The sequence below is a fragment of the Corynebacterium breve genome (assembly GCF_030252165.1).
Taxonomy (GTDB): Bacteria; Actinomycetota; Actinomycetes; order Mycobacteriales; family Mycobacteriaceae; genus Corynebacterium; species Corynebacterium breve.
Genome location: NZ_CP126969.1, coordinates 1,277,831 through 1,299,609, shown reverse-complemented (window position 1 = coordinate 1,299,609; position 21,779 = coordinate 1,277,831). Strand labels below are relative to the sequence as shown.

General features: G+C 56.4%; 22 protein-coding genes and 1 pseudogene. 11 read left to right on the top strand and 12 right to left on the bottom strand.

The genetic code is table 11. The features are described 5' to 3' along the window. Window positions 1-26: 26 nt before the first annotated feature. Window positions 27-1,124 carry a DUF4192 domain-containing protein gene (locus QP027_RS06390; protein WP_284823387.1) on the top strand — a complete coding sequence of 366 codons (1,098 nt, stop codon included), beginning with the start codon at window positions 27-29 and terminating at the stop codon, window positions 1,122-1,124. Here QP027_RS06390 and galE read toward each other — a convergent pair whose 3' ends face one another. The 6 genes from galE to QP027_RS06360 form a co-directional block, all read right to left on the bottom strand. Next, window positions 1,125-2,117: a UDP-glucose 4-epimerase GalE gene (gene galE / locus QP027_RS06385; protein WP_284823385.1), complete on the bottom strand. Its 993-nt coding sequence runs from the start codon at window positions 2,115-2,117 to the stop codon at window positions 1,125-1,127. A gap of 40 nt (window positions 2,118-2,157) precedes the next feature. Then, on the bottom strand, window positions 2,158-2,844 hold the full coding sequence (locus tag QP027_RS06380; RefSeq protein WP_284823383.1) for a metal-dependent transcriptional regulator: 687 nt from the start codon (window positions 2,842-2,844) through the stop codon (window positions 2,158-2,160). 115 nt (window positions 2,845-2,959) lie between these two features. Further along, window positions 2,960-3,946, bottom strand: a complete 987-nt coding sequence (locus QP027_RS06375; protein ID WP_284823381.1) for a sigma-70 family RNA polymerase sigma factor — start codon at window positions 3,944-3,946, stop codon at window positions 2,960-2,962. A 107-nt stretch (window positions 3,947-4,053) separates the two neighbouring features. After that, window positions 4,054-4,488, bottom strand: a complete 435-nt coding sequence (gene dtd / locus QP027_RS06370; protein ID WP_284823378.1) for a D-aminoacyl-tRNA deacylase — start codon at window positions 4,486-4,488, stop codon at window positions 4,054-4,056. A gap of 48 nt (window positions 4,489-4,536) precedes the next feature. Next, complete coding sequence (locus tag QP027_RS06365) at window positions 4,537-6,069, bottom strand: DUF7782 domain-containing protein (protein WP_432418580.1); 1,533 nt, start codon at window positions 6,067-6,069, stop codon at window positions 4,537-4,539. Between the two features lie 19 nt (window positions 6,070-6,088). Continuing rightward, a complete protein-coding gene (locus QP027_RS06360) occupies window positions 6,089-6,583 on the bottom strand; it encodes a DUF3099 domain-containing protein (protein ID WP_284823375.1) in 495 nt (164 codons plus the stop codon). Window positions 6,584-6,632: 49 nt separating this feature from the next. Between QP027_RS06360 and QP027_RS06355 the strand changes: the two genes are divergently transcribed. The 4 genes from QP027_RS06355 to QP027_RS06340 all read left to right on the top strand — a co-directional run bounded on the left by QP027_RS06355 (window position 6,633) and on the right by QP027_RS06340 (window position 10,682). Beyond that, window positions 6,633-6,890: a DUF3039 domain-containing protein gene (locus QP027_RS06355; RefSeq protein WP_284823374.1), complete on the top strand. Its 258-nt coding sequence runs from the start codon at window positions 6,633-6,635 to the stop codon at window positions 6,888-6,890. Next, entirely contained in the window at window positions 6,887-8,647 is a 1,761-nt protein-coding gene (locus QP027_RS06350; RefSeq protein ID WP_284823372.1) for a DEAD/DEAH box helicase, read from the top strand. Before QP027_RS06355 ends, QP027_RS06350 begins: the two co-directional genes overlap by 4 nt. Window positions 8,648-8,741: 94 nt before the next feature. Continuing rightward, the gene (locus tag QP027_RS06345) at window positions 8,742-9,335 is read left to right on the top strand and encodes a DUF4190 domain-containing protein (RefSeq protein ID WP_284823370.1); all 594 of its coding nucleotides are present in this window, start codon (window positions 8,742-8,744) and stop codon (window positions 9,333-9,335) included. 3 nt (window positions 9,336-9,338) lie between these two features. Beyond that, complete coding sequence (locus QP027_RS06340) at window positions 9,339-10,682, top strand: DUF418 domain-containing protein (protein WP_284823368.1); 1,344 nt, start codon at window positions 9,339-9,341, stop codon at window positions 10,680-10,682. 76 nt (window positions 10,683-10,758) lie between these two features. On the opposite strand, the gene QP027_RS06335 is transcribed toward QP027_RS06340, so the two are convergent. Together QP027_RS06335 and ppgK are read right to left on the bottom strand one after the other, a co-directional pair. Continuing rightward, window positions 10,759-12,186, bottom strand: a complete 1,428-nt coding sequence (locus QP027_RS06335) for an RNA polymerase sigma factor (protein WP_284823367.1) — start codon at window positions 12,184-12,186, stop codon at window positions 10,759-10,761. A 238-nt stretch (window positions 12,187-12,424) separates the two neighbouring features. Further along, complete coding sequence (gene ppgK / locus QP027_RS06330; RefSeq protein WP_284823366.1) at window positions 12,425-13,183, bottom strand: polyphosphate--glucose phosphotransferase; 759 nt, start codon at window positions 13,181-13,183, stop codon at window positions 12,425-12,427. A gap of 97 nt (window positions 13,184-13,280) precedes the next feature. On the opposite strand from ppgK, the gene QP027_RS06325 reads away from it, so the two are divergent. Then, a complete protein-coding gene (locus tag QP027_RS06325) occupies window positions 13,281-14,135 on the top strand; it encodes an inositol monophosphatase family protein (RefSeq protein ID WP_284823364.1) in 855 nt (284 codons plus the stop codon). A gap of 152 nt (window positions 14,136-14,287) precedes the next feature. Continuing rightward, window positions 14,288-14,581: a DUF4193 domain-containing protein gene (locus QP027_RS06320; RefSeq protein ID WP_284823362.1), complete on the top strand. Its 294-nt coding sequence runs from the start codon at window positions 14,288-14,290 to the stop codon at window positions 14,579-14,581. Between the two features lie 29 nt (window positions 14,582-14,610). On the opposite strand, the gene QP027_RS06315 is transcribed toward QP027_RS06320, so the two are convergent. Then, on the bottom strand, window positions 14,611-15,123 hold the full coding sequence (locus QP027_RS06315; protein WP_284823360.1) for a DUF3093 domain-containing protein: 513 nt from the start codon (window positions 15,121-15,123) through the stop codon (window positions 14,611-14,613). 74 nt (window positions 15,124-15,197) lie between these two features. Between QP027_RS06315 and dut the strand changes: the two genes are divergently transcribed. The 4 genes from dut (at window position 15,198) to dxs (ending at window position 19,803) form a co-directional block, all read left to right on the top strand. Further along, window positions 15,198-15,662, top strand: a complete 465-nt coding sequence (gene dut / locus QP027_RS06310; protein ID WP_284823359.1) for a dUTP diphosphatase — start codon at window positions 15,198-15,200, stop codon at window positions 15,660-15,662. Window positions 15,663-15,697: 35 nt separating this feature from the next. After that, window positions 15,698-16,558, top strand: coding sequence for a DUF3710 domain-containing protein (locus QP027_RS06305; RefSeq protein WP_284826873.1), 861 nt, complete (start codon window positions 15,698-15,700; stop codon window positions 16,556-16,558). Then, on the top strand, window positions 16,558-17,799 hold the full coding sequence (locus tag QP027_RS06300; RefSeq protein WP_284826872.1) for a class I SAM-dependent RNA methyltransferase: 1,242 nt from the start codon (window positions 16,558-16,560) through the stop codon (window positions 17,797-17,799). The genes QP027_RS06305 and QP027_RS06300 overlap by 1 nt, the downstream gene beginning before the upstream one ends. A 75-nt stretch (window positions 17,800-17,874) precedes the next feature. After that, entirely contained in the window at window positions 17,875-19,803 is a 1,929-nt protein-coding gene (gene dxs / locus QP027_RS06295; protein ID WP_284826871.1) for a 1-deoxy-D-xylulose-5-phosphate synthase, read from the top strand. A 7-nt stretch (window positions 19,804-19,810) separates the two neighbouring features. Here dxs and QP027_RS12315 read toward each other — a convergent pair whose 3' ends face one another. The 3 genes and pseudogenes from QP027_RS12315 to QP027_RS06280 form a co-directional block, all read right to left on the bottom strand. After that, window positions 19,811-20,344 (bottom strand): HRDC domain-containing protein, encoded by a 534-nt coding sequence (locus QP027_RS12315; protein WP_349293187.1) that lies wholly within the window; start codon window positions 20,342-20,344, stop codon window positions 19,811-19,813. Between the two features lie 150 nt (window positions 20,345-20,494). Next, window positions 20,495-20,947, bottom strand: a pseudogene (locus QP027_RS12310) (ribonuclease D); the annotation flags it as partial. A gap of 39 nt (window positions 20,948-20,986) precedes the next feature. After that, window positions 20,987-21,580, bottom strand: coding sequence for a DUF3000 domain-containing protein (locus QP027_RS06280; RefSeq protein ID WP_284826959.1), 594 nt, complete (start codon window positions 21,578-21,580; stop codon window positions 20,987-20,989). Window positions 21,581-21,779 lie beyond the last annotated feature (199 nt).

Sequence of the window (21,779 nt, the reverse complement as noted above, 5' to 3'; positions counted from 1 at the left end):
AGCTGTGCACCACAACGATGGAAAGCATGACCAACATAGACAACCATTCCATCCCACCACTTACTCAACCCGGCGAACTTATCGCGGCCATCCCAGGCGTGCTCGGCTTCTACCCTCAAGATTCTGTCGTGCTCATCGGCTTTATGCTTGACGACGATCACCCGCACTCCCTGCTCCTCGGCCCCGTAATGCGGGCCGATCTTGACAACACCGACACTGTCTCCGACGCACTCCACTTTCCACCAGCAACCGCCTGCGACGTCTTCTTGGCGGTTCTTGTTTCTGACGACACAACATCCCGACAATACAAGCGAGCCGTCTCAACATTGAAGAATATGGTTGATGCTTTCGGCCACCCTTTCATAGACGCGTGTTGGAGCGTGCCCGAGATCGCCACGGGCGCAGCCTTCTACGTAGAATTCGGCCCTGATGACGATGATCTGATCGGAGGGATTGTAGATAACGTGGCCATGTCCCCGGCAATGAAACCACTGTTGGATCATGGTGCGCTTCCGGCATTGAGTAGGGCAGAGGCCTTTGCTTACTTCCAAGCCGAGTGTGTTTATGACCCAGACACCCAAGCTCTGGCACGCTTGGCGTACAGCAGGGCCGACGAACTGATTGCACGAGACGATGCCGGGGCACCAGGGGCAGACCGTGCCGTTGATCAATCCGCGCGGATCATAGTGAATGCACCGCAATACTCACTAGTCACGGTAGATAACGCCCCAAAAGTCAATGACGTGCTCCCTGAAGAGGATGACCTGCTCACGGTACTCACGTGCCTAGCACGATCCAGACTCCGGGATTGCTTGGTTCCTACTGCGGTTGCGCATCCCCGTCGATCCGCCCCGGTCTTCCTCGCGATCGCGCGAGAATTCGACGGTGTGATTCGCAGCAACGCACTGTGCCTGTGGGCGATTGTTGCTACAGCACACTCTCTCAGCTCGTGGGCTACAGCTGCACTAATCATTGTGCAGGAGGAACTGCCCGGACACGCATTAGCCGATGCGCTTTTCAAAGCGCTGATGTTGGGGGATTTCGACGGGATGCTCAAGGTAGTGCAAAAAGGGGCACACGAACAGCGTCGTCGTCTGGTTCCAAGCGACGGGAAAGCCGCCTAACTAATTTTTCTGACGAGTTGCCGAGTGCGCTTTGTCGCCCAGCTGGGCGGTGTACGCCCACGCATCCTCCACGATGGTGCGAAGATCGGTGCGGGTCGGGTTCCACCCTAGTTCAGCCTTGATCTTATCGCTGGAGGCGATCAGGGTAGCTGGGTCACCCGCGCGTCGCGGGGCAATCTCGGAAGGGATGGGGTGACCAATGACTTCTCGGCACATCTCGATGACCTCGCGAACCGAATAACCATCGCCTGAGCCGAGATTAAAAATACGGTGTTCGCCGGCGCGGTTGGTCTCAAGGGCGCGCAGGTGGGCGTCGGCAAGATCGCGAATGTGGATGTAATCACGTACCGCGGTGCCGTCCTTGGTTGGCCAGTCATCACCGAACATGTAGATCTTTTCACGGTGTCCCAGGGCTACCTGGAGGACCAGTGGGATGAGGTGGGTTTCAATAGCGCGGTTCTCGCCGATCGACCCGTAGGCGCCGGCCACGTTGAAGTAGCGCAGACTCGTGGCCGCCAGACCGTGGGCCGTACAGAAAGAGGTGATTGCGTAATCGATCGCAAGCTTGGTAGCACCGTATGGGTTTGTCGGCTGCGTGGGCATGTCCTCGGTGATTGGAACTATCTCCGGCTCGCCGTAAGTGGCTGCAGTGGACGAGAACACTAGGGAAGGCACATTATGCTCACGCATGGCATTGAGCAGGGTCAAGCTGGTGACAAGGTTGTCTTGCCAGTATTCCTCGGGCACCTCCATAGATTCACCGACCAACGACCGTGCAGCGAAATGCAATACGCCGTCGAAGCCTCCTTCGGTCAGCACATCGTTTACGGTGTCTTGGACATCGCCTTCTACAAGGCGCACCCCGTCGACCAGGGCATCGCGGTTACCGGTCGAAAGATTATCAATGACGGTGACGTCGTGGCCGGATTCAACTAAGACCGCAGTGCAGACACTTCCGACGTATCCTGCGCCGCCTGTGACAAGAAGCTTCATAAAGATCTACCTTTCTGTGGGCGAGCCTGTGGGCAAAATTCTACTGTGCCAGGGTGATGCGGAAGGCGTGCGCGAGGTCGTCGTAAAGCTCAACTTCATCCCCTGTAGAGCTTGCAACGACGATGGTGCCGTTGTCGTCGAACAGGGTGACTTCGTCACCAACGGTGATTCCTGCCTCGGTCAGCGCGGAGAATTGCACGGGGTCGAGCTGGAGGATCTCATGGATCTGCTCTACCGTGCCCGACACTGGGTTGGAAAGGTCGAGGTCGGTTGCGCGCGTGCCAATTTCCACGGAGTCGGGTGAGGCGATGCCAAGACCGGTGAGGTTAGGAATGGGGTTGCCAAAAGGGGAGCGGGTCGGGTCGTCGAGGACGGCAATGACACGCTTTTCCACAGCCTCGCTCATCACATGTTCCCAGCGGCAGGCTTCTTCGTGCACGAGTGAAAGATCCAATCCGAGGATGTCGACCAAAAGCCGCTCTGCCAACCGGTGTTTGCGCATAACGGAGGTTGCGCGGGAACGGCCTTCGTCGGTAAGCGAGAGGCTGCGGTCGTCTTCGACGACGACCAACTTGTCCCGTTCCATGCGCGCGACGGTTTGTGAGACGGTTGGGCCGGATTGGTCGAGGCGTTCAGCAATACGGGCGCGGAGGGGAACGATTCCTTCTTCCTCAAGCTCGTAGATGGTGCGCAAGTACATCTCCGTTGTATCGACCAAATCACGCATTACTTGTTTACCTCAGGCATTCACAAAAAAATTACTCCGCCACTCCCATGGCGGAAACGAATGACCACATGGTACCGCAGAATTGGCACCATGTGGTCAGAGCAACGATTTTCGATTAGGCGTAATCGCGCAGCTTTTCCGCACGTTCGCCCACGCGCAACTTAGCCATTACTTCCCGCTCAATCTGGCGTACTCGCTCACGAGATAGTCCGAACTTTCGTCCGATCTGATCTAATGTACGTGGCACACCGTCGTCGAGGCCGTAGCGCAGGCGGATGACGTCTTGCTCACGCTGCTCTAGGGAGCCGATTACCTTCTGAATATCGTCGTGGCGCAGCGTTGCAACGACAGAGCTTTCCGCATCTGTTGCTTCCGCGTCTTCAATGAAGTCACCCAGAGGTGCCTCTTCATCAGCGCCCACCGGCATATCGAGGCTGACTGGATCACGAGATTGACGGAGCAGCATTTCGATCTTGTGCTCCTCGATGCCGGATTCCTCTGCCAACTCTTCGTTGGTCGGTTCACGACCCAAGGATTGGTACATTTCGCGCTTAATGCGAGAGAGCTTGTTGACTTGCTCGACTAGATGTACTGGGAGGCGAATCGTGCGTGACTGATCTGCCATTCCGCGGGTGATTGCCTGTCGAATCCACCAAGTGGCGTAGGTGGAGAACTTGAATCCCTTGGAGTAATCAAACTTCTCCATCGCGCGAATCAGGCCCAAGTTGCCTTCCTGGATCAAATCCAGCAGTGGCATTCCGCGTCCGGTGTAGCGCTTTGCAAGCGAAACGACAAGGCGGAGGTTTGCTTCTAGAAGGTGGGCACGAGCCTTACGGCCCTGCTTTGCCAAGATTTTCAAGTCGCGCTTCTTCGCGCGGGTGAGCTTGGCGTCTGGATCATCGAGCAACTTCTGGGCGTACAGGCCGACTTCAATCTGCTGTGCGAGCTCTACTTCCTCTTCAGCGTCAAGTAGTGCGGTCTTGCCGATGCCGTTGAGGTAAACGCGGACAAGATCTGCAGCGGGATTGTCGTTTGTTTGATTGCGGCGGCTTCCACGGTCAACTTTCTCGTCCATCTCCTGTGCGGGTGACGGTTGAGTCATAAATCTGCCTCCTTGAAGGTTTGCCAGTCTATAGTCACAACGGTTGATGCGCGCAGATTGTTCCCAATACAGGAAGTTGACATAAAAGCAGGTCAACCGGGGGTAGATTAGGCTTCGACGAGAACCGTAAAAGGACCGTCGTTCACGCTTGAAACCTTCATCATGGCGCCAAACCGGCCTTCCTCCACACGAATTCCACGTTCCCGCAACGCCTGCGCGATCTTCGCGATGGTTGGTTCCGCTACCTCACCCGGAGCCGCATCAGACCATGATGGGCGCCTGCCCTTTGCGGTTTTACCCATCAAAGTGAATTGGCTCACCAGAAGCACGGGGGCTTGGACATCGGTGACCGATTTCTCGCCGTCTAAGATGCGCAGTTCTGCAATCTTACGCGCCATTGTCTCCCATGCGCTCGCGTCGTCATCACGACCGACTCCGACTAGGGCCAAAATGCCACCGGTGTCGGGACACGAAATGCTGCCCACAACTTCATCATCGACGGTGACGGCAGCTTCGGTCACACGGGTCAGTACTGCTTTCAACGGATTGTCCTCTCTCGGTTCCTCTCTCGGCGGTCTCTATGCGATTATCTAGGCCTGCGTCGTTGCAATGTCTGATGGCAGGATCAGCCCGTGGCGAATGAGATCAACTACGGCGGAAACGGCGGACGACGCGAGCTCTTCTTCGTCGTCAATGCCCTGTGCAGCAGCCCACAGCCCGACAGTTTCTTCGAGGTTCAATCCCTGCGGGTGAAGTCCTGCGACGATCGATGCTAAAGCTCGGTCAACCTCGTGGCTAAAACGCGGACCGTCCGTGCGCGTTAAGCGAATGACCTGTGGGGTAAAACCCATGCCGGTCTCGCTATCTGCAAGGCTGACCTCTTCGCGCGCGACTCCCGGTCGCACAAGATACGTGCTCTGGAGGATTTCGGCGGCTGTTTTGTCCCGGAGCCAGCCAATGCGTTCAAAGTACTCATCAACTTCAGGACCTAAAGGATCAGTAAACGGCTGTAGGACTTCCTCACAGGTAACCTCCGTTGGACGATCACCGATATCACGCAAGAAGATCCAGCCGAACCCAACACCGATCACACCTTCTTCGCGGAAGTACTCAAGCCACTCCTGAGTGCGCTCAATACCCGCGCGCGAGCGTGGATCGATGGATTCATCCTTCAGCCAAGTGCTGACGTATTGCCCCGGATCGGCAACATCACGCTGAATTACCCAAGCGGATACACCACGCTTAGGCAGCCACGACGCGATGCGGGTTGCCCACGATTCCTCGCGCGTGTGCACCCAGGCACCGAGGGTGTAGGCCGTACCGTTGGGGTTCAGATGCGCAGGGGCATGCTTAACGACGAGCTGCGTCGCCCCATCCAAACTCAACCCAGAGTCGCGATAGACGTGTCCCACCTCGGGCAGCCCCACTACAAAAGGAGGGTTAGCCACGATCCGGTCGAAAGACTCTCCTTCCACCGGCTCGAACCAAGACCCCGTTCTAATCTCAACATTTCTCACATGGGCACCCGCCATTGTGCACCGAGCCATTTGCAGCGCGCGTTCGTGGACATCCGTTGCGACAATGCGCATCGCAGAATCTGCCTGTGCCAAAGCTTGCACTCCAGAACCGGTGCCCAAGTCCAATACGGAATCGACAGGGGAGAGCGGGGTTGCCGATAACAGAGACAAACTCGCCGCACCGACGCCGAGAACGTGGTCGGGACCTGGGACATGATCAGTCACTGAGGCATCCAAGTCAGAAAACACCACCCGGTTCTTTCCGGCGATGATGTGAGGGCGAATATCCACGGCAACCTGTACTTCACCCGCGGGCGTGACGTGGACAAACGCTTCGTCGATAAGCGAGGCAGCAAGGCGATGCCCAATTAGCTCGCCCAAGATCTCGCCGCTTGTCGGCAGACGCAGTAGGAAAAAGCGGATCAGGCCAGCGAGCGCGTCGTTGCCATTCGTGGCGGACATGACTACGCCAGGCTCTCCGCGATAAAGGGCCTCTGTTACCTCCGGACCCAAGTAGCCCGCAATGCCATCAGCGGTGAAGCTCAGCTCGGCAAGCTTATCGACGAGCGCGCGGGCCGTTTCAGGACGCGAAGATGCAGAATCCACTCAAAAACTCCTCAAGTAGTTAGTGTCCGGCTGGGGGATCATCGTGATCGATCACCCCGTTGATGATGTCATCATGATCGATGGTAGCGGGAAGGTTGTGCTCCACACCTGTCCCATGACGCGCTTCAAGAGCAATCTGTTTCTCCGACTCAATGGCGTGGTGACGAGCGACGGCCGGCTTGTACACGTTTCGCGCACGCGAATCGCGTGGCTCGCCGCGACCGTTAGCGATCACGACCGCAATCCACGGCATGGGGACAGACACTGTAAAGAAGAACGCCGCGGGCCACCACATCTGCTCGAAACCGAGCCAGATGCTGGCGAAGATGAACGGCACACGCAGCAACTGCAAGACCAGATACTTAACCTCGCGAGTGTGCCGGTTTTGTTCCGGCGACGTTGTCGCATCGGTGATGAGTTCTGGTTTGCGGGGGCGCAGCGAGAACCGACGACGGGGATGCTCCTCCGGAGGAGCATCCGCGTCAACCCAATCTTTGCCTTCTACGCCGTCCATGTATTCCAAGGGTAGCCCGAACAGCTTAAGAAATTGAAGAAAGTGAGGCATGATGGAGAATGTGAGAACGACGACGAAAACCATTGAGCGCCCAGATATTCGTGAAGACACCACCACGGGGACCGATGATGGCACCCCGAAGTTCTTCCACTACGTGAAGAAGGACCAAATCGTGACATCTGCCGTTAGCGGAAAGATGGTCGTTGCACTGTGCGGAGAGACTTTCCCCGTAACCAAGCAAGCAAAACCCGGCTCTCCCGTGTGTCCTGACTGCGAGCGCATTTTTAAGGGGTTGCGTCGCAAGTGACCCAACCTGCGCCAGGGCCTCAGCTGCGTATATGGCAGCAAGAGGCCCTTGATCAGTTTCTCCACAAGAAGCCAAGAGACTTCCTCGCAGTGGCTACGCCAGGCGCGGGTAAGACTACTTTTGCTTTGACGTTGGCTGCCACGCTGCTGGCGGATCGCTCGGTGGAGCGCCTTATCGTCGTGGTGCCTACTGAACACTTGAAGCATCAGTGGAGCGAGGCAGCGAAGCGTTTTCGAATTTCGCTTGATCCCAATTTCACCAATTCATCTGCGTTTAACCCAGCCTTTGACGGCATCGTTGTAACCTATGCGCAAGTTGGCATGCACCCGTTTAAGCACCACGCGGTGTCGTCGTCACGCAAGACGCTGGTGATTATGGATGAGATTCACCATGCCGGTGACTCCAAAAGCTGGGGCGATGGCGTTTACGAGGCCTACAACGATGTCGAGCACCGACTCGCTTTGACCGGTACGCCTTTCCGCTCAGACGATTCGGCGATTCCGTTTGTGCGCTACGAAGAAGACGGCGACGGCCATCAAGTTTCGCGAGCAGATTACACATACGGCTACGCCGAAGCGCTTAAAGACGGTGTTGTTCGTCCAGTGGTGTTCCTTGCCTACTCTGGCGAGGCACAATGGCGTGACTCGGCCGGGGAAGAGTATTCGGCCCGCCTCGGTGAGCCCCTCAACCCCGAGCAAACTGCCCGCGCGTGGAAAACCGCGTTGGACCCAAAGGGGGATTGGATCGCGGCTGTCTTGACGGCTGCGCACACGCGCCTTCAAAAGGTACGCACCAACATGCCAGATGCAGGTGGTTTGGTCATAGCAACGGACACGACAACAGCACGTGCCTATGCGAAAATCCTCGAAAGCTTAAGTTCCACCCCGGTTTCAGTCATCTTGTCTGATGAACCCGGTTCCTCCGAGCGTATTGATGAATTCTCCGCGTCACGCGACGAGTGGATGGTGGCAGTCCGCATGGTGTCTGAAGGCGTCGACGTTCCTCGACTCGCCGTAGGTGTGTATGCGACATCGGCGTCGACGCCACTGTTCTTCGCTCAAGCAATCGGTCGCTTCGTGCGTTCCCGAATGCCGGGCGAGTCCGCATCGGTGTTTTTGCCCTCTGTGCCGGTACTGCTTCGCCTAGCTGAAGAGATGGAGGTCTCTCGCGATCACGTATTGGGCAAGCCCCACCGAGAAAAGGACGGCTGGGACGACGACTTGGTGGCGGAGGCTAACCGAGAGCAGAACGAACCTGACGAGCCCGGAACCTACGAGGCGTTGGGGGCGTCGGCGGAGTTGGACTCGCTCATTTTCGATGGATCTACTTATGGAACCCCAACCCTCGCAGGTTCCGCAGAAGAACGCGAATATCTCGGCCTTCCAGGTCTACTCGATGCAGAGCAAGTAAAGACTCTGCTGCGCAAGCGGCAAAGCGATCAACTCGACGCGCAAGAAGCTGAAGAAAAGGCGCGCCGGGCAGCAGAAAGAGAGCAGCGAGAACGCGAGGAGATGCTCGGGACTTCGACTAAGAAGAAGCCAGACGATTCAGACCCTGGATCATCGGGGGTCGCCTCCGATGAGATCCCAGCACTGCGCAAACAGTTAAATACATTGGTATCGATTACTGCGGGTCGAACAGGACGTCCGCACGGTTCGATTCACACCGAGGTGAGAAAAGCGTGTGGCGGGCCTCCCACGGCTCTATGCTCTGCCGAGCAGTTGCGCGAGAGAATCGCCTACCTTAGCGATTGGTGATTTCCGTTTTCATAAGCGGGGACCGTCCGGGAACTGTACTGTAGAAGGGAACATATTTGCCCGATGCGATACCGATGGAAGGATACCCTCCCTCATGACGGACAATTCGAACCAAAACAACCCTTTTGGCAACAATCAGCCGGACAACGGCCCATACAACAACCCCGGCGGAGACTCCGCACAGGGTGGAACGGACTACACCTCGTCCTATCCACAGAGTGGCCCCACCGATGGAGCTGGTAGCTCCTCCAGCTACTCCGATCAGACCGGCTACTCGGCACAGGAAAGCTACCCGAACCAGGGTGGCTACCAGGCTGGGCAGCCAGTGGAAAAGAACAACCTTGCACTGTGGTCTTTGATCCTGGGCATCGTCGGCATCGTTCTTGTCATCACCATTTTCCTGTTCCCAGTAGGCACGCTCGCCGCGATCATCGGCCTGATTCTCGGCATCATGGGTATCCGTCGTGCAAACAAGATCACCGGCCCTGTGACTCGTAAGGGCATGGCGATTGGTGGTGTGGTCACTTCCATCATCGCTTTGGTTATGACTGTTGGCCTCCTGTTCCTCGGCGTTGGCATGATGTCCTTCTACCAGGAATCTGGCATGAAAGATTGTGAGCACCTCCTGGACTCGCCAGACGAGTATGAGCAGTGCGTCCAAGACGTCATCGAAAACGCGAACCAGTAAATCGTGGATACCGCTCAAAAAATTCAACGCCGCGGAACCACCTCGAAGCGCATTCTTGCGCCCGATGTGGCCCGCGGCTTGGCTTTGCTAGGCATCGCAGTAGCCAACCTCCCCACGGCGTGGGCGATCCCCATCGACGCGGAGGGCGACTCGATGCTGGGAGGCTTCTACCCAGGAGCCTCGGAAACTCATCATCTTCTGGATCAACTAGCGATGGTCTTTTCCGCAATGTTTGCGCATGTGCGCGGACTCCCGATGTTTGCGACTCTGCTCGGCTTCGGCATCGGATTGATTTCGCTCAGCTTGCAGCGTCGTCAGTTCCCTCGCAACAAGGCAATGCTGGTCCTCGTTCGCCGCTATGGTTTCTTGGCTCTGTTCGGTGTCATCCACTGCATTTTCCTCTTCTTCGGCGACATCATGATTTTGTATGGCCTACTGGCGATGATCGTCGCGTTGATGATCGGTCTATCGAACAAGGCCATTAAGTGGATTGCAGGAGTGCTGCTCGGTCTTGGAGTGACGGTGGGAACTGCATTCACCTTTTTCATGATGAACTCATTCGGCGACAAGATGATCAACTACAGCTTTACGCTGCCGGAAAACTATCTGGGATACATGCTGCTTGGTCTTGGATCGATCGCCGGATACGTCTTTGGCGTTGTAGCCTCAGCGGGAACTATTTTCCCTGTGATTTTGATCGGGTTCCTTTTTGCCCGCACTGGCGTACTCCATGAGCCGGAAAAGCACTTGCGCACGCTTTGGGCATGGATCATCGCTGGTGCAGCAGTAGTGCTCTTTATCGGTCTGCCTTGGGGACTATCCGCCGCCGGATTTATCAATCCTGAGTGGGCAGAGACATTCAGCACGCTGAACCTGAACTTCGGCTACATTACTGGACCTGCGATTGTGGCGTTGGTGACGGTCGTCTTGATGCCAGTGCAAAGACGCTACGCAGAGACTGATGTCGTGCCGCTGTGGCTCCGGGCACCTGTAGCGCTGGGCAAGCGCTCGATGTCCGGTTACCTGATGCAGTCTGTATTGTTCTTCATCTTGGCGCTACCTTTCACATTGAACCTGCTTACAGATATTGGTGCTGCGCTAGTACTTGTTGTCGCGACAGGAGTATGGCTAGTCACGCTAATTCTTGCCGTAATCCTGGAAATGACCGGTACTCCGGGGCCGTTTGAATGGCTTCACCGCAGAATTTCGTATGGAAAAAATGGCCTACCTACGCAGTGGAAACCGCCACAGGCCGAGCTTCCAGCTCATCCAATTCCTGCTCAGCAGCCTCCACACAACCCCGCGCACAACCCCGCAAATAGACAAGCACCACCGCAGTTGGACTAATAAACGAAACGACGAAGCTCCCGCGACCGAAATGATTCCGGTCGCGGGGGCTTCGTCGTAAAGCAGGGGCGTAATACTAATCCAGGTAGTCGCGTAGCACCTGGGAGCGCGACGGATGACGCAGCTTGGACATCGTCTTTGACTCGATCTGACGAATGCGTTCGCGCGTCACGCCGTAAACTTGGCCGATCTCGTCGAGGGTACGAGGCATGCCGTCGGTGAGACCGAAGCGGAGGCGCACAACCCCAGCTTCGCGCTCGGACAGGGTGTGAAGCACGTCTTGGAGCTGGTCCTGGAGCAGGGTAAAGGAGACGGCATCGACTGCGACAACAGCCTCGGAGTCTTCGATGAAATCTCCAAGCTGGGAGTCGCCTTCGTCGCCAATGGTCTGGTCGAGAGAGATTGGCTCGCGGGCGTACTGCTGGATTTCGAGGACCTTTTCCTCGGTGATATCCATTTCCTTGGCCAGCTCTTGCGGGGTAGGTTCACGGCCCAGATCCTGCAGTAGCTCGCGCTGGATACGGCCGAGCTTGTTGATGACCTCGACCATGTGCACAGGGATACGGATCGTACGAGCCTGATCAGCCATAGCGCGGGTAATCGCCTGGCGAATCCACCAAGTTGCGTAAGTAGAGAACTTATACCCCTTGGAGTAGTCGAACTTCTCCACAGCGCGGATGAGGCCGAGGTTGCCCTCCTGAATCAAGTCAAGGAATGCCATGCCACGGCCGGTGTAACGCTTTGCCAGCGAAACGACCAGGCGTAAGTTTGCTTCGAGCAGGTGGTTCTTGGCCTTGCGGCCGTCACGAGCCACCGCACGAAGGTCACGCTTCACAGCAGGGGTGAGCTTGGCATCCTTGTCGCCCTCTTCTGCAGCGCGTGCCATCTCGTCCAAGCGGTGTTGAGCATAAAGACCAGCCTCGATGCGCTTTGCAAGTGAAACCTCTTGCTCAGCATCGAGAAGGGCAACCTTACCGATTTGCTTGAGGTATGCACGGACAGAGTCGGCGGAAGCAGTGAGCTGTGCGTCCTTGCGGGCCTGGCGAAGTGCCGCGGACTCTTCGATGTCCCAGACTGAGGAACCTTCGTCTTCCTCTTCGTCTTCCTCGTCTTCATCCGCGAACTCTTCATCGTCGGCGAGGGTAGGGTCAAAGTCGCCCTCGTCCTCGTCGGTTTCCGCACCATCGACCTCATCAACAAGGTCGTCTTCTAGAAGCTCATCCTCGGAATCGGTGACTGCGTCGTCGGCTTTGGCGGTAGCCTTTTTAGCCGTCGTTTTCTTGGTCGTCTTCTTCGTAGTCTTACGAGCGGTCTTTTTCGCAGTCTTCTTGACTGTCTTTTTGGCCGTCTTTCTCGCAGTTTTTTTGGCGGTCTTCTTAGCGGTCTTCTTGGTCGCCTTCTTGGGCTCCGCCTGCTTGTTTTCGCCGTCGCTGGCGACGCCGCTGGTCGTGTTTACATCCACGTCCGCTGCGTTTGCCTTGCTGGAAGATGTGCTGGCTGCCACGTACGCCCTTTCGCCTTGATCGTCGTGCTTTCTCGTTGCTGGTCAGGAACCATAAAATACTGGTAGCTGAGAAGCGTCTTGAGTCGTATTGCCCAAGGATACGCAAAACCCTAACTCAACGTAGAAACGCGGTGGGAAACAAAATATTCCCTGCTCTTGCGTGAGCAACTCGGTTAACAGTACAGTATACCGTCTTGATTTTGAGCATTGGTCCCAGTACTGGGTTTCGCCTGAAGTTTTATGGAGTTACATCACCGTCGACAGCCATCGCTGCTCCGACGATCCCAGCGCGGTTGCGCAGTTCAGCTGGATATACGGGAGTCTCCACAGTTAACCGCGGTACCCACTTCTCGTGTTCGCGCGAAATGCCACCGCCAACAATGAAGCAAGAAGGGGAGAAGAGCTTTTCGTATTCCGCAAGGACGGTGTCAACGCGTTTTGCCCACTTCTTAAAGCCGAGCTCTTCGTTCTCTTTGACCGCGGAGGAAGCTTGGTGTTCTGCCTCCTGCTTGCCGACGAGCATGTGACCCAACTCGGTGTTGGGGAACAGGGTTCCGTTCATGAAGAAGGCGGATCCGATTCCGGTGCCAAACGTTAAGAAGATGACGGAACCCTGGCGTGCGTTCTCGTGACCGTAGGCTACTTCGGCTAGGCCTGCTGAGTCGGCGTCGTTAAGCACCGCAACTTTGCGGCCCTCGAGCCGCTTGGTGAAAAGGTCGTGGACGTTGACACCGATCCACGACTTGTCGATATTCGCTGCAGACAACGCAGTCTGGTTCTTGATCACTGAAGGCATGCAGATGCCAACGGGGCCGTTCCATTCTTTCTGATGGACAATGTCAGCGACCACGTCAGCCACAGCCTCTGGGGTAGAGGGCTTCGGAGTGGCGATCTTGATGCGATCACCGACAAATTCGCCTGTGTCTAAGTTGACTAGGGCGCCCTTGACGCCGGATCCACCGATATCGATTCCCAAACCGATTGACTCGTTGCTCATAACCACAACCATACAAAAACAAGGCCGTCTATGTTACGACGATGTTGCAGCCAAGAATCCACTGCCGATTGGAAACTCTGGGTGCACAATGGTGGCTATGAGCGAAACTGTTTCCCAAGTCTTCACCCCAGCAGAATTCCGAGACCTTGCCTGCGATATCGCCCTTGGGGCAGGCGAGCTGGTCCGCACCCAACGAGCGGAGCTTGCAGGAGAGGACCGACTTGATGCGGATACGAAGTCTTCCATTGTGGATCCGGTGACAGTTGTGGACAAGGCTTCAGAAAAGTACATCGTGGGGCGGATATCGGCGGAGAGGCCGTTGGACGGAATCGTTGGTGAAGAAGGCGCGGATAAGTCATCGACAAGCGGCGTGCAGTGGATCGTTGACCCCATCGATGGAACGGTGAATTTTCTGTACGGCCTTCCTGTCTATGCGGTGTCGATTGGTGTCGCCATCCATGGTGAGTTGGTCGCGGGCGCTGTGCTCAACGTTGCTACAGGGGAGTTGTACCTTGGCGCTCGCGGCGAAGGGGCGAGCGTGAGGCGCAACGGCAAGACTGCACCACTGCAGGCTTCCCATGTCACTGACACTGAGCAAGCCCTTGTAGCCACGGGGTTCGGCTACACGGCACGTCGGCGTGAAGCTCAGGCACAGATATTGACAACGTTGCTGCCAAAGGTGCGCGATATTCGTCGGATGGGTGCGGCGGCGCTGGATTTGTGTCGCGTTGCGGAGGGGCATGTGGATGCTTATTACGAGCATGGTTTGCACCCGTGGGATTACGCAGCGGGGGCTGTGATCGCAAGGGAAGCTGGTTGTGGGGTTGTAGTCCCTGAACTGGACGTATCGGGCGTCGAAGGGCGACTTGTTGTCGTCACCGCTCCGGGAATTACCAACAATTTTCGAGCGTTAGTTGAGGAGAGCGGGGCTAGCCAAAATCTGCCCCACTGAGCTGGTGATATGACAGATTGAATTTGGTGCTCTAGTATCGCGTCGAAAGTTACCTGTATGGGATGCTCAATGAGCGAAGGACCACTTCGGGTCAACTTGAATGACTGACAACACCATTTTTTATCAAGATTTGACCAAGGAAGGGCACCTGAATGGCTACCGACTACGATGCTCCGCGGCGCCGCATGGACGACGAGCTTGAAACAGATTCGCTCGAAGGACTGAAGGCTGCTGAGGTTGCGGGAAGCAGCATGGACGACGAAGGCGAGATCGTAGACTCCTTCGAGATTCCACAAGCTGATCTTTCCGGTGAGGAGCTCAACGTCACTGTGGTTCCACGTCGTGAGAACGAGTTCACCTGTTCTTCGTGCTTCTTGGTGCAGAAAAATGTTCGCCTGGCTTACACTGAGCCAGACGGTTCGAAGATCTGCTTGGACTGCGAATAACGACTTACCCCGGCTGGAAACCAGCCGGGTTACTTATTTGGAGTCATGGTTTGCTCAGGCACAAATGCCTGGAGAAGCTGCCCGGGATTCTTGCTGGAGAGCAACCAATATGGAGTCGGATCTTCAGGGTCATTGAGCACAATCAACGCTAATTCCTTGACCCACCCCCGAGAAACGACAAACGCTGCTGGGTCGAGCTGTCGGCCAAGGGCGTTTTGTTTTGCACTTTCCGGGACCACCATCGCTCGGTCAACGACTGAGGCAGGCAAATTTGCATCGCCAGCCAACAGCCAGCGCGATCCGTCGGGGTCTTGCACAACTTCTAACACGTTCTTAGACATCCAAAACATAACCCATACCATCAGCAGGAGCCCGACGAGAAGTGGGATGAGAAACCACCAGAAGTTGCGGTTCAAGCTGAACTGGAAAGCTATCAAAAGGGCAAGGCCCGCCGCCATTGCCCACCAGTACCAAGGAACCCATTGGCGTTCGCGGTACAGAGTGGTTGATGAAGAATTTTGCACACCAGTCGAATCAGTCACGTATCCAACTTTAGGTGAGGTCGACACGAAAACTCTATTCCCCGTCGCGCTTAACGCTCCCGTAGTCTGGAACCGTGACTATTAACGAAGAAAGCCTTGGCCCGATTCCGCTGCGTCGTTTGGATCCTGAACTACCGCTCCCGCAACGCGCACATCGCGGTGACGCAGGCGTGGATCTGTACTCTGCCGTAGACGTCGTTCTTGCTCCGGGCGAGCGTCAGTTAGTGCCCACTGGAATCGCACTGGCGTTGCCTTTGGGCACCGTGGGGTTGATTCATCCTCGCTCTGGTCTGGCGGCGAAGCAGGGGCTGAGCATTGTTAATACTCCGGGCACTGTCGATGCGGACTACCGTGGCGAAATCAAGGTGTGCCTGATCAACCTCGATAGGGAAACTCCGATTGAGATCACTCGCGGGATGCGCATCGCGCAGCTTGTCGTGCAGCGCGTTGAGCTTGTCGATTTTGTCGAAGTCGAAGAACTCGATGACACCGAGCGCGGTGCTGGTGGCTACGGATCCACTGGCGTTCATTCCCTGTAAAATTATTTCGAAACGCATCAAGGAAGGTGAGCCTCATGGCCCTGTGGCCTTTTGGAAAAAAGAACAAAGATAACTCCGAAGCGACCTCTGCAGAAGAGCAGCTTAACGACGACGCGTTAGCCACAGAATCTGCAGACGACACTGATGGTGCGCAGGTTGATGATGCTCATACTGCCGAAGACATTCCGGTGGCGCGCGGGGTAGCAGAGAACTTTGAGCATGATCCTGTTGAGGGCAATACGGGCCCCTTCGACGGTGACAAAGTTGACATCGAAGATTTTGATTTCTCTGATTTCGCGGTGTCCATCTTGGATTTGGGCTCGATGAAGATCCCTCTGCCTAAGGATTCCCAAGTACAAGTCGAGATGGGTGAGCAGGGGCCAAAAATGCTACACATTGTGACCCGACATGGGCGCATTACGCCAGTGGCTTTCGCTGCACCGAGCTCCGGGGGCCAATGGGAGCAATCCGTCGATGAAATCGGCGAAGGGATGCGCGGACAGGGTATGCCCACGGTGTACGAGATGGGACCGTGGGGACGAGAGGTGGTAGGTACCGGCACTAACGGTACGATCCGCATCCTGGGTATCGATGGACCGCGCTGGATGCTACGCATGACGCTTGCCGCTCCCGAAGGCAATGACGAACAACTTGCAACTATCGCCCGCGAGTTGGCTGCGCGTGCGTTTGTTTACCGAGGCGATGACCCAATTCTCGCAGGTAATTCGTTGCCAGTGACGCTACCTCAGCAATTGGCTCAGCAAGTCCAGCAAGCGGTTCAGCAGCGAGCACAGCAGCACAATGCTCAACCCGGCTCTGACCCTGCGGCAACTGAATCACAGATGCACGATGCAATGCGAAAGCTCATGGAAAACGGCGGGGAGACCAGCAAGTAGTGCCTGAATTTACCGCGGGTGATGACCTCACCTTGACCGCAACCTCAATGGCGCATGGCGGCGAAGCAATCGCACATGCCGATGATGGGCGTGTTGTTTTTGTCAGTGGTGCCGTACCCGGCGACACTGTTACTGCGACTGTGACTAAAGCGAAGAAGCGCTGGGCACGAGCGACGACTACTGCAGTACAGGTTCCCAGCGAGTTTCGCGTGGAGGCGACGTGCCCAGCGGCAGCAGCGGGGGCGGGTTGTTGTGACTATGCCAGTATTGCAGGCGAGAATCAGTTGCCGTTCAAACGTGACATCTTGATCGGCCAACTCGCCTCGCTCGCTGCGCGCTCTGGAGTCTTTGAGGGTTTTGATTCGCAACAGATCGAGGACCATTCGCTTAGCAAGACCATTCCGTCCCCGTGGCGCACTCGTGTTCGTTTTGGTGTCGACTCCCGAGGCCGTGCAGGCGTGCGCAAACTACAGTCCAACGAGATAGTGACGGAACGTTGTTCGCAAGTGTTCCCAGACATCTACGACGAACTTGAAAAGCACAGCTATACGCCAGGTGCCGAAGTCATTGCAGTGCGGGACAGCAGCGGTTCAGTTCATGTTGTTGAATCCGCACGAGTACCCCGCGGCAAGCGGGTGGAGACCATCGAGAAAGTCATCGCTGGAACCGGTGCGGTGGAACAGGTCGTCGGCAAGCATCGATTTGTCTTCCCGGCAACTGCATTTTGGCAAGCTCATGAGCAGGCACCGGAGACTTATGCTGAGATCATTCGAACCTGGGGCACGGGCAACTACGACATTCCGGTGGGCTGGGATCTGTACGGTGGCGTCGGTGTATTCGTACCTGCGATCGCACAGGCGATGGGAGAGGATGCGAAGGTCATATCGGTCGATTACTCCGCAGGCGCCAACGCGTCGAGTCAGGAAGCGTTAAGCGAATTCAACTTTGAATCCGTTGACGGCCGAGTTGAAGCCGTTGTGGATGCGCTCACTCAACCTGGACTTGTTGTACTAGACCCGCCACGTTCAGGGGCAGGAGCGGAAACTGTCCAAGCGATCGCTGGGAAGCAGCCAGAGCGAATCATTCATATTGGCTGTGATCCCGCCACGCTGGCGCGAGATCTGTCAGACTGGGGTGAGGCTGGCTATCGAGTGAAAAAGATGGCCATAATCGATGCCTTTCCTAATACGCACCACTTTGAAGTGATGGTGGAGCTAGAAGGAGCAGGAATTCCCGGCTAGTGGGGCCAAGTGTAAGATAGCGCTTTAACGCATATGTGGGTGGACGATCGTGTGAAAAGGAGCATGAAAGGTCAAATGAGTATTTTAAGTGGACTTTCTTCTCCAGCAGACCTGAAGGCACTGTCGCACGCCGACCTGGAACGACTGGCAGACGAAATTCGTGAGTTCTTGATTCAAAAGGTATCTGCCACCGGCGGGCACTTGGGTCCAAACCTTGGTGTTGTGGAACTGACGATTGCTCTTCACTACGTTTTCAATTCTCCAGACGAACCGATCATTTTCGATACCTCCCACCAGTCCTACGTTCACAAGATCCTGACCGGGCGAGCGGAGAAGTTCGATACGCTGCGCCAGAAGGACGGGCTTTCCGGCTACACCGCCCGGCACGAATCCGAGCACGACTGGACCGAATCCTCCCATGCCTCGGCCGCATTATCGTATGCAGACGGCATGTCCAAAGCCTTCGAACTAACCGGCCGCGGGCAAAACAACGTCATCGCAGTCGTTGGCGACGGTGCTTTGACTGGCGGCATGTGCTGGGAGGCATTGAACAACATTGCCACCGGCGATCGAAATGTTGTCGCTGTGGTGAACGACAACGGGCGCTCCTACTCGCCGACAATCGGCGGGTTTGCTAACAACCTCGAGGGCCTGCGAGCTCAACTAGCTAACCTTCGCATCCAGCCCGCCTATGACGAGGTGATGGAACACGGCAAAAAGACGCTCAAGTCGATGGGCTGGGTGGGTGAGCGTACCTTTGATGCGCTGCATGCGCTGAAAGAGGGCGTGAAGTATCAAGTCCTTCCGACCGAGATGTTCCCCGAGCTCGGAATGAAGTACGTAGGCCCAATCGAAGGTCACGACATCGGAGCTTTGCTTAACGCGTTCAACTACGCGGCTAACTACGATGGGCCATTGATCGTCCACGTCGTTACTGAAAAGGGCCACGGATACGCGCCGGCTGTCAACGATATCGCTGATCAGATGCACTCTACCGGCGTCATCGATCCGGCGACGGGCATACCGGTGAAGGAGTCACACCCAGACTGGACCTCGGTGTTTTCTGCCGAGCTTCTGGCTGCGGCAGAAAAGCGCGATGACGTCGTCGCGATCACCGCGGCGATGGCGGGTCCGACAGGTCTAGCCCCTTTTGCTGAAAAGTACCCGTCTCGCTTTTACGACGTGGGTATCGCTGAGCAACATGCGATCACGTCGGCAGCAGGCCTTGCTTTGGGTGGCCTGCACCCGGTTGTCGCTTTGTACTCGACATTTCTCAACCGCGGTTTTGACCAGTTGCTCATGGACGTCGCCTTGATGAACCTTCCCGTGACATTCGTGCTGGACCGTTCAGGAGTCACAGGTTCTGACGGTGCAAGCCACAATGGCGTGTGGGACCTCGCTGTTGCATCCATCGTTCCAGGTATCAAGATTGCGGCTCCTCGTGACGCAGAGCGACTAAGCGAGGAGTTCAACGAGGCGATCGAGATTACAACGGGGCCAACTGTGGTCCGATTTCCTAAGGGAGACGTTGGCGACGAAATCGAAGCGGTCGAGCGGCTCCAAGGCGGCATTGACGTTCTCGACCGCCCGCAAGAGGTTGACGATGAGGCATTGCAGGTTCTTCTCGTGGCCGTGGGCAGTTTCGCTGAACCAGCGCTGCAGGTCGCACAGACGCTTAACGACGAATTCCCTGGCGAGGTTCAAGTCACCGTCGTCGACCCTCGTTGGGTGATTCCCGTGTCGCCTCACTTGGTTGATCTCACTGCCGGAGCAGACTTGGTGGTGACATACGAAGACGGCATCATCCACGGTGGCGTGGGTACGTCGTTGAGCGAAGCGATGTCCGCAGCGCAGGTGGACACGCCACTGCGTCAGCTTGCTTTCCCCACCGTGTTCCCTTTGCACTCTTCTCGTAGCCAATTGCTCCGTGAGGTTGGGCTGGATGCCGAAAGCGCGACCAATACTGTGCGCGGCTGGATCAGCTTCCTCGACGAAGAGGGATAATTTCCTACTACTGTGCGTGGGCGACGATGAGTGGGGCACACAGCGTGATCTGCCAATCGCGGGCGCCCAAGCCGTCCAAAAGTTGTGCTACGCGATGCGTTGTCCAACGGCCCGATTCGGTAGTCACCTGCCACACTGCGCTTCGCAAGACTCGAGGGCTCAAAATGTTCTCCGCAGGTATCGTGATGTCCTCGGAAACTAGAGCGATGTCCGTGCGGATTTCTTGCAGAATTGCCCACGAGTCTGGGTATTCGCGTTCCCAGTAGCCCTTACCGGGTGGCAAAGTATGCTCGCGCAGCACAGGAGGAAAGCTTTGTGGGTCGCTGTCCAAAGCAGAGCGGACGATCTCCCAAGTACAGTTGGCGCGACGAACACCGCGGATCTGTTGGAGTTCCTTGCGAGACTGTGGACGTTCCTTAGACACTGCAACCAACGTCTTGGTCGACATTAGTTTTCCCGGGGCGGTGTCGGTGTCTAAGGCAGACTGTTCGCGTGCATGCCATAAAGTTCGCGCCAGTTGCAGAGATTCACGTGATCTCAATGAGTTAATGCCCTTCGTGTCTCGCCATGAGCGAACCGGAGGCGCTGTGATGTCCGCGTGTTTCTCGACGATATATGCAAACTCTGCTTCGGCGATGTCGAGCTTATGCTGCTGGTCAAGAAATTCGGCCTGGGCTTCAGCAAGATCATTGAGGTATGCAACGTCCAGGGCGGCGTATTCCAGCCAGTCATGCGGAAGCGGAGACAGTGACCAATCCTCGCGGCCATGTCCCTTTTCCAACTGCACCCCGCAAAACTCAGCGACCATGGCGGCGAGATTCGGACGCGGGAAGCCACCGATCCGACCCGCGAGCTCAGTGTCGAACAGGGTGCCAGGGTAAAGGCCAAGCCATGCAAGGCAGGGAAGATCCTCTCCAGCCGCGTGGACAATCCAGTCCTGACCATTGAGCACGGGAGCAAAGATCTCGGTGACCTCGCCTCGGTGGCCTTCGGGGGCAATCAGGAAAATGCCGGCGTCGCGTCGAAAAACTTGTACGAGAAATGCGCGATCGTCGTAGCGGAAAGAGGAAGCCCGTTCGGTATCGATAGCAAATGGACCACGGCCTCGTCGCAAAGCATCTGCTGCTTCGCGAAAGGCCGTGGGGGAGTCAACGAGCTGAAAAGGGGCTGCACAACAGCCATATTATCGGCTGCCTAGTTCGGTCACACCTTCTGGAGGAAGACCGGCAACTAATGCCAGTACCTTGGAAAATGCCTCAACGTGGTTCGACAGATCGATGCCTTCTGCTGTCCATGATGCACGCATTTCGAGTTGGTAGGCACGAGGAGGACCACCGATTTCACCAAAGCGCACACTGGCAGTGGAAGTCACGGTGCCACCGAGGTTGGTAAACCCTGCGCCTGTATTGTCCAGTGATTCGTTGAGCCACTGCCATGCGACATCAGGGAGCAAAGGATCACTGGCTACGGCGTCGTCCATATCTGCCTGGATGTAGGCCACTAGGCGCATGGAGCCTTCCCAGGCCTCTTCGGCATCTGGTGAATGGAGGAGGACAAGGCGACCGAACGCGTCACCCTGCGAATCCTGCGGGATAGCGTTCTCGTCGAAGTCGTGGGCGACCTCAAGGCCGACCGCATGGCTGTATGGTGCCGGACGCTGTGGCGGGCGGATAGTGCCAAGGCTGATTTCCGGACGCAATTGGGCCTGGTGCATCGACTCAACTGCAGATGTGAATTCTGGAGGCATAGCAGAGGCATCACCGGTTGGGTGAGACATCGCCACAGGCGATTGGGTGTTAGCGTCGGAATTCGTCACGCCATCCAAGCTATCTACCGAGTCCCGTTTGCTCGGGGAGGCGCGCCGAGGGAGCAACAATTGGACATCCGAGTGTTAGGAAAAGCGTGGTGGACTAGTGATCCTCGTGCAGGCGACAAAGGGTAGAGTAACAGTAATACTTTCGTTTGATTGCCGGAAA

Coding starts and splice junctions, on each gene's coding strand:
- QP027_RS06375 (WP_284823381.1), bottom strand. CDS start 3,946: ATGACTCAACCGTCACCCGCACAGGAGATGGACGAGAAAGTTGACCGT.
- QP027_RS06360 (WP_284823375.1), bottom strand. CDS start 6,583: ATGGACGGCGTAGAAGGCAAAGATTGGGTTGACGCGGATGCTCCTCCG.
- dxs (WP_284826871.1), top strand. CDS start 17,875: ATGAGTATTTTAAGTGGACTTTCTTCTCCAGCAGACCTGAAGGCACTG.
- QP027_RS06280 (WP_284826959.1), bottom strand. CDS start 21,580: ATGTCTCACCCAACCGGTGATGCCTCTGCTATGCCTCCAGAATTCACA.
- galE (WP_284823385.1), bottom strand. CDS start 2,117: ATGAAGCTTCTTGTCACAGGCGGCGCAGGATACGTCGGAAGTGTCTGC.
- QP027_RS06355 (WP_284823374.1), top strand. CDS start 6,633: ATGATGGAGAATGTGAGAACGACGACGAAAACCATTGAGCGCCCAGAT.
- QP027_RS06305 (WP_284826873.1), top strand. CDS start 15,698: ATGGCCCTGTGGCCTTTTGGAAAAAAGAACAAAGATAACTCCGAAGCG.
- QP027_RS06320 (WP_284823362.1), top strand. CDS start 14,288: ATGGCTACCGACTACGATGCTCCGCGGCGCCGCATGGACGACGAGCTT.
- QP027_RS06325 (WP_284823364.1), top strand. CDS start 13,281: ATGAGCGAAACTGTTTCCCAAGTCTTCACCCCAGCAGAATTCCGAGAC.
- QP027_RS06390 (WP_284823387.1), top strand. CDS start 27: ATGACCAACATAGACAACCATTCCATCCCACCACTTACTCAACCCGGC.
- QP027_RS06345 (WP_284823370.1), top strand. CDS start 8,742: ATGACGGACAATTCGAACCAAAACAACCCTTTTGGCAACAATCAGCCG.
- QP027_RS06380 (WP_284823383.1), bottom strand. CDS start 2,844: ATGCGTGATTTGGTCGATACAACGGAGATGTACTTGCGCACCATCTAC.
- ppgK (WP_284823366.1), bottom strand. CDS start 13,183: ATGAGCAACGAGTCAATCGGTTTGGGAATCGATATCGGTGGATCCGGC.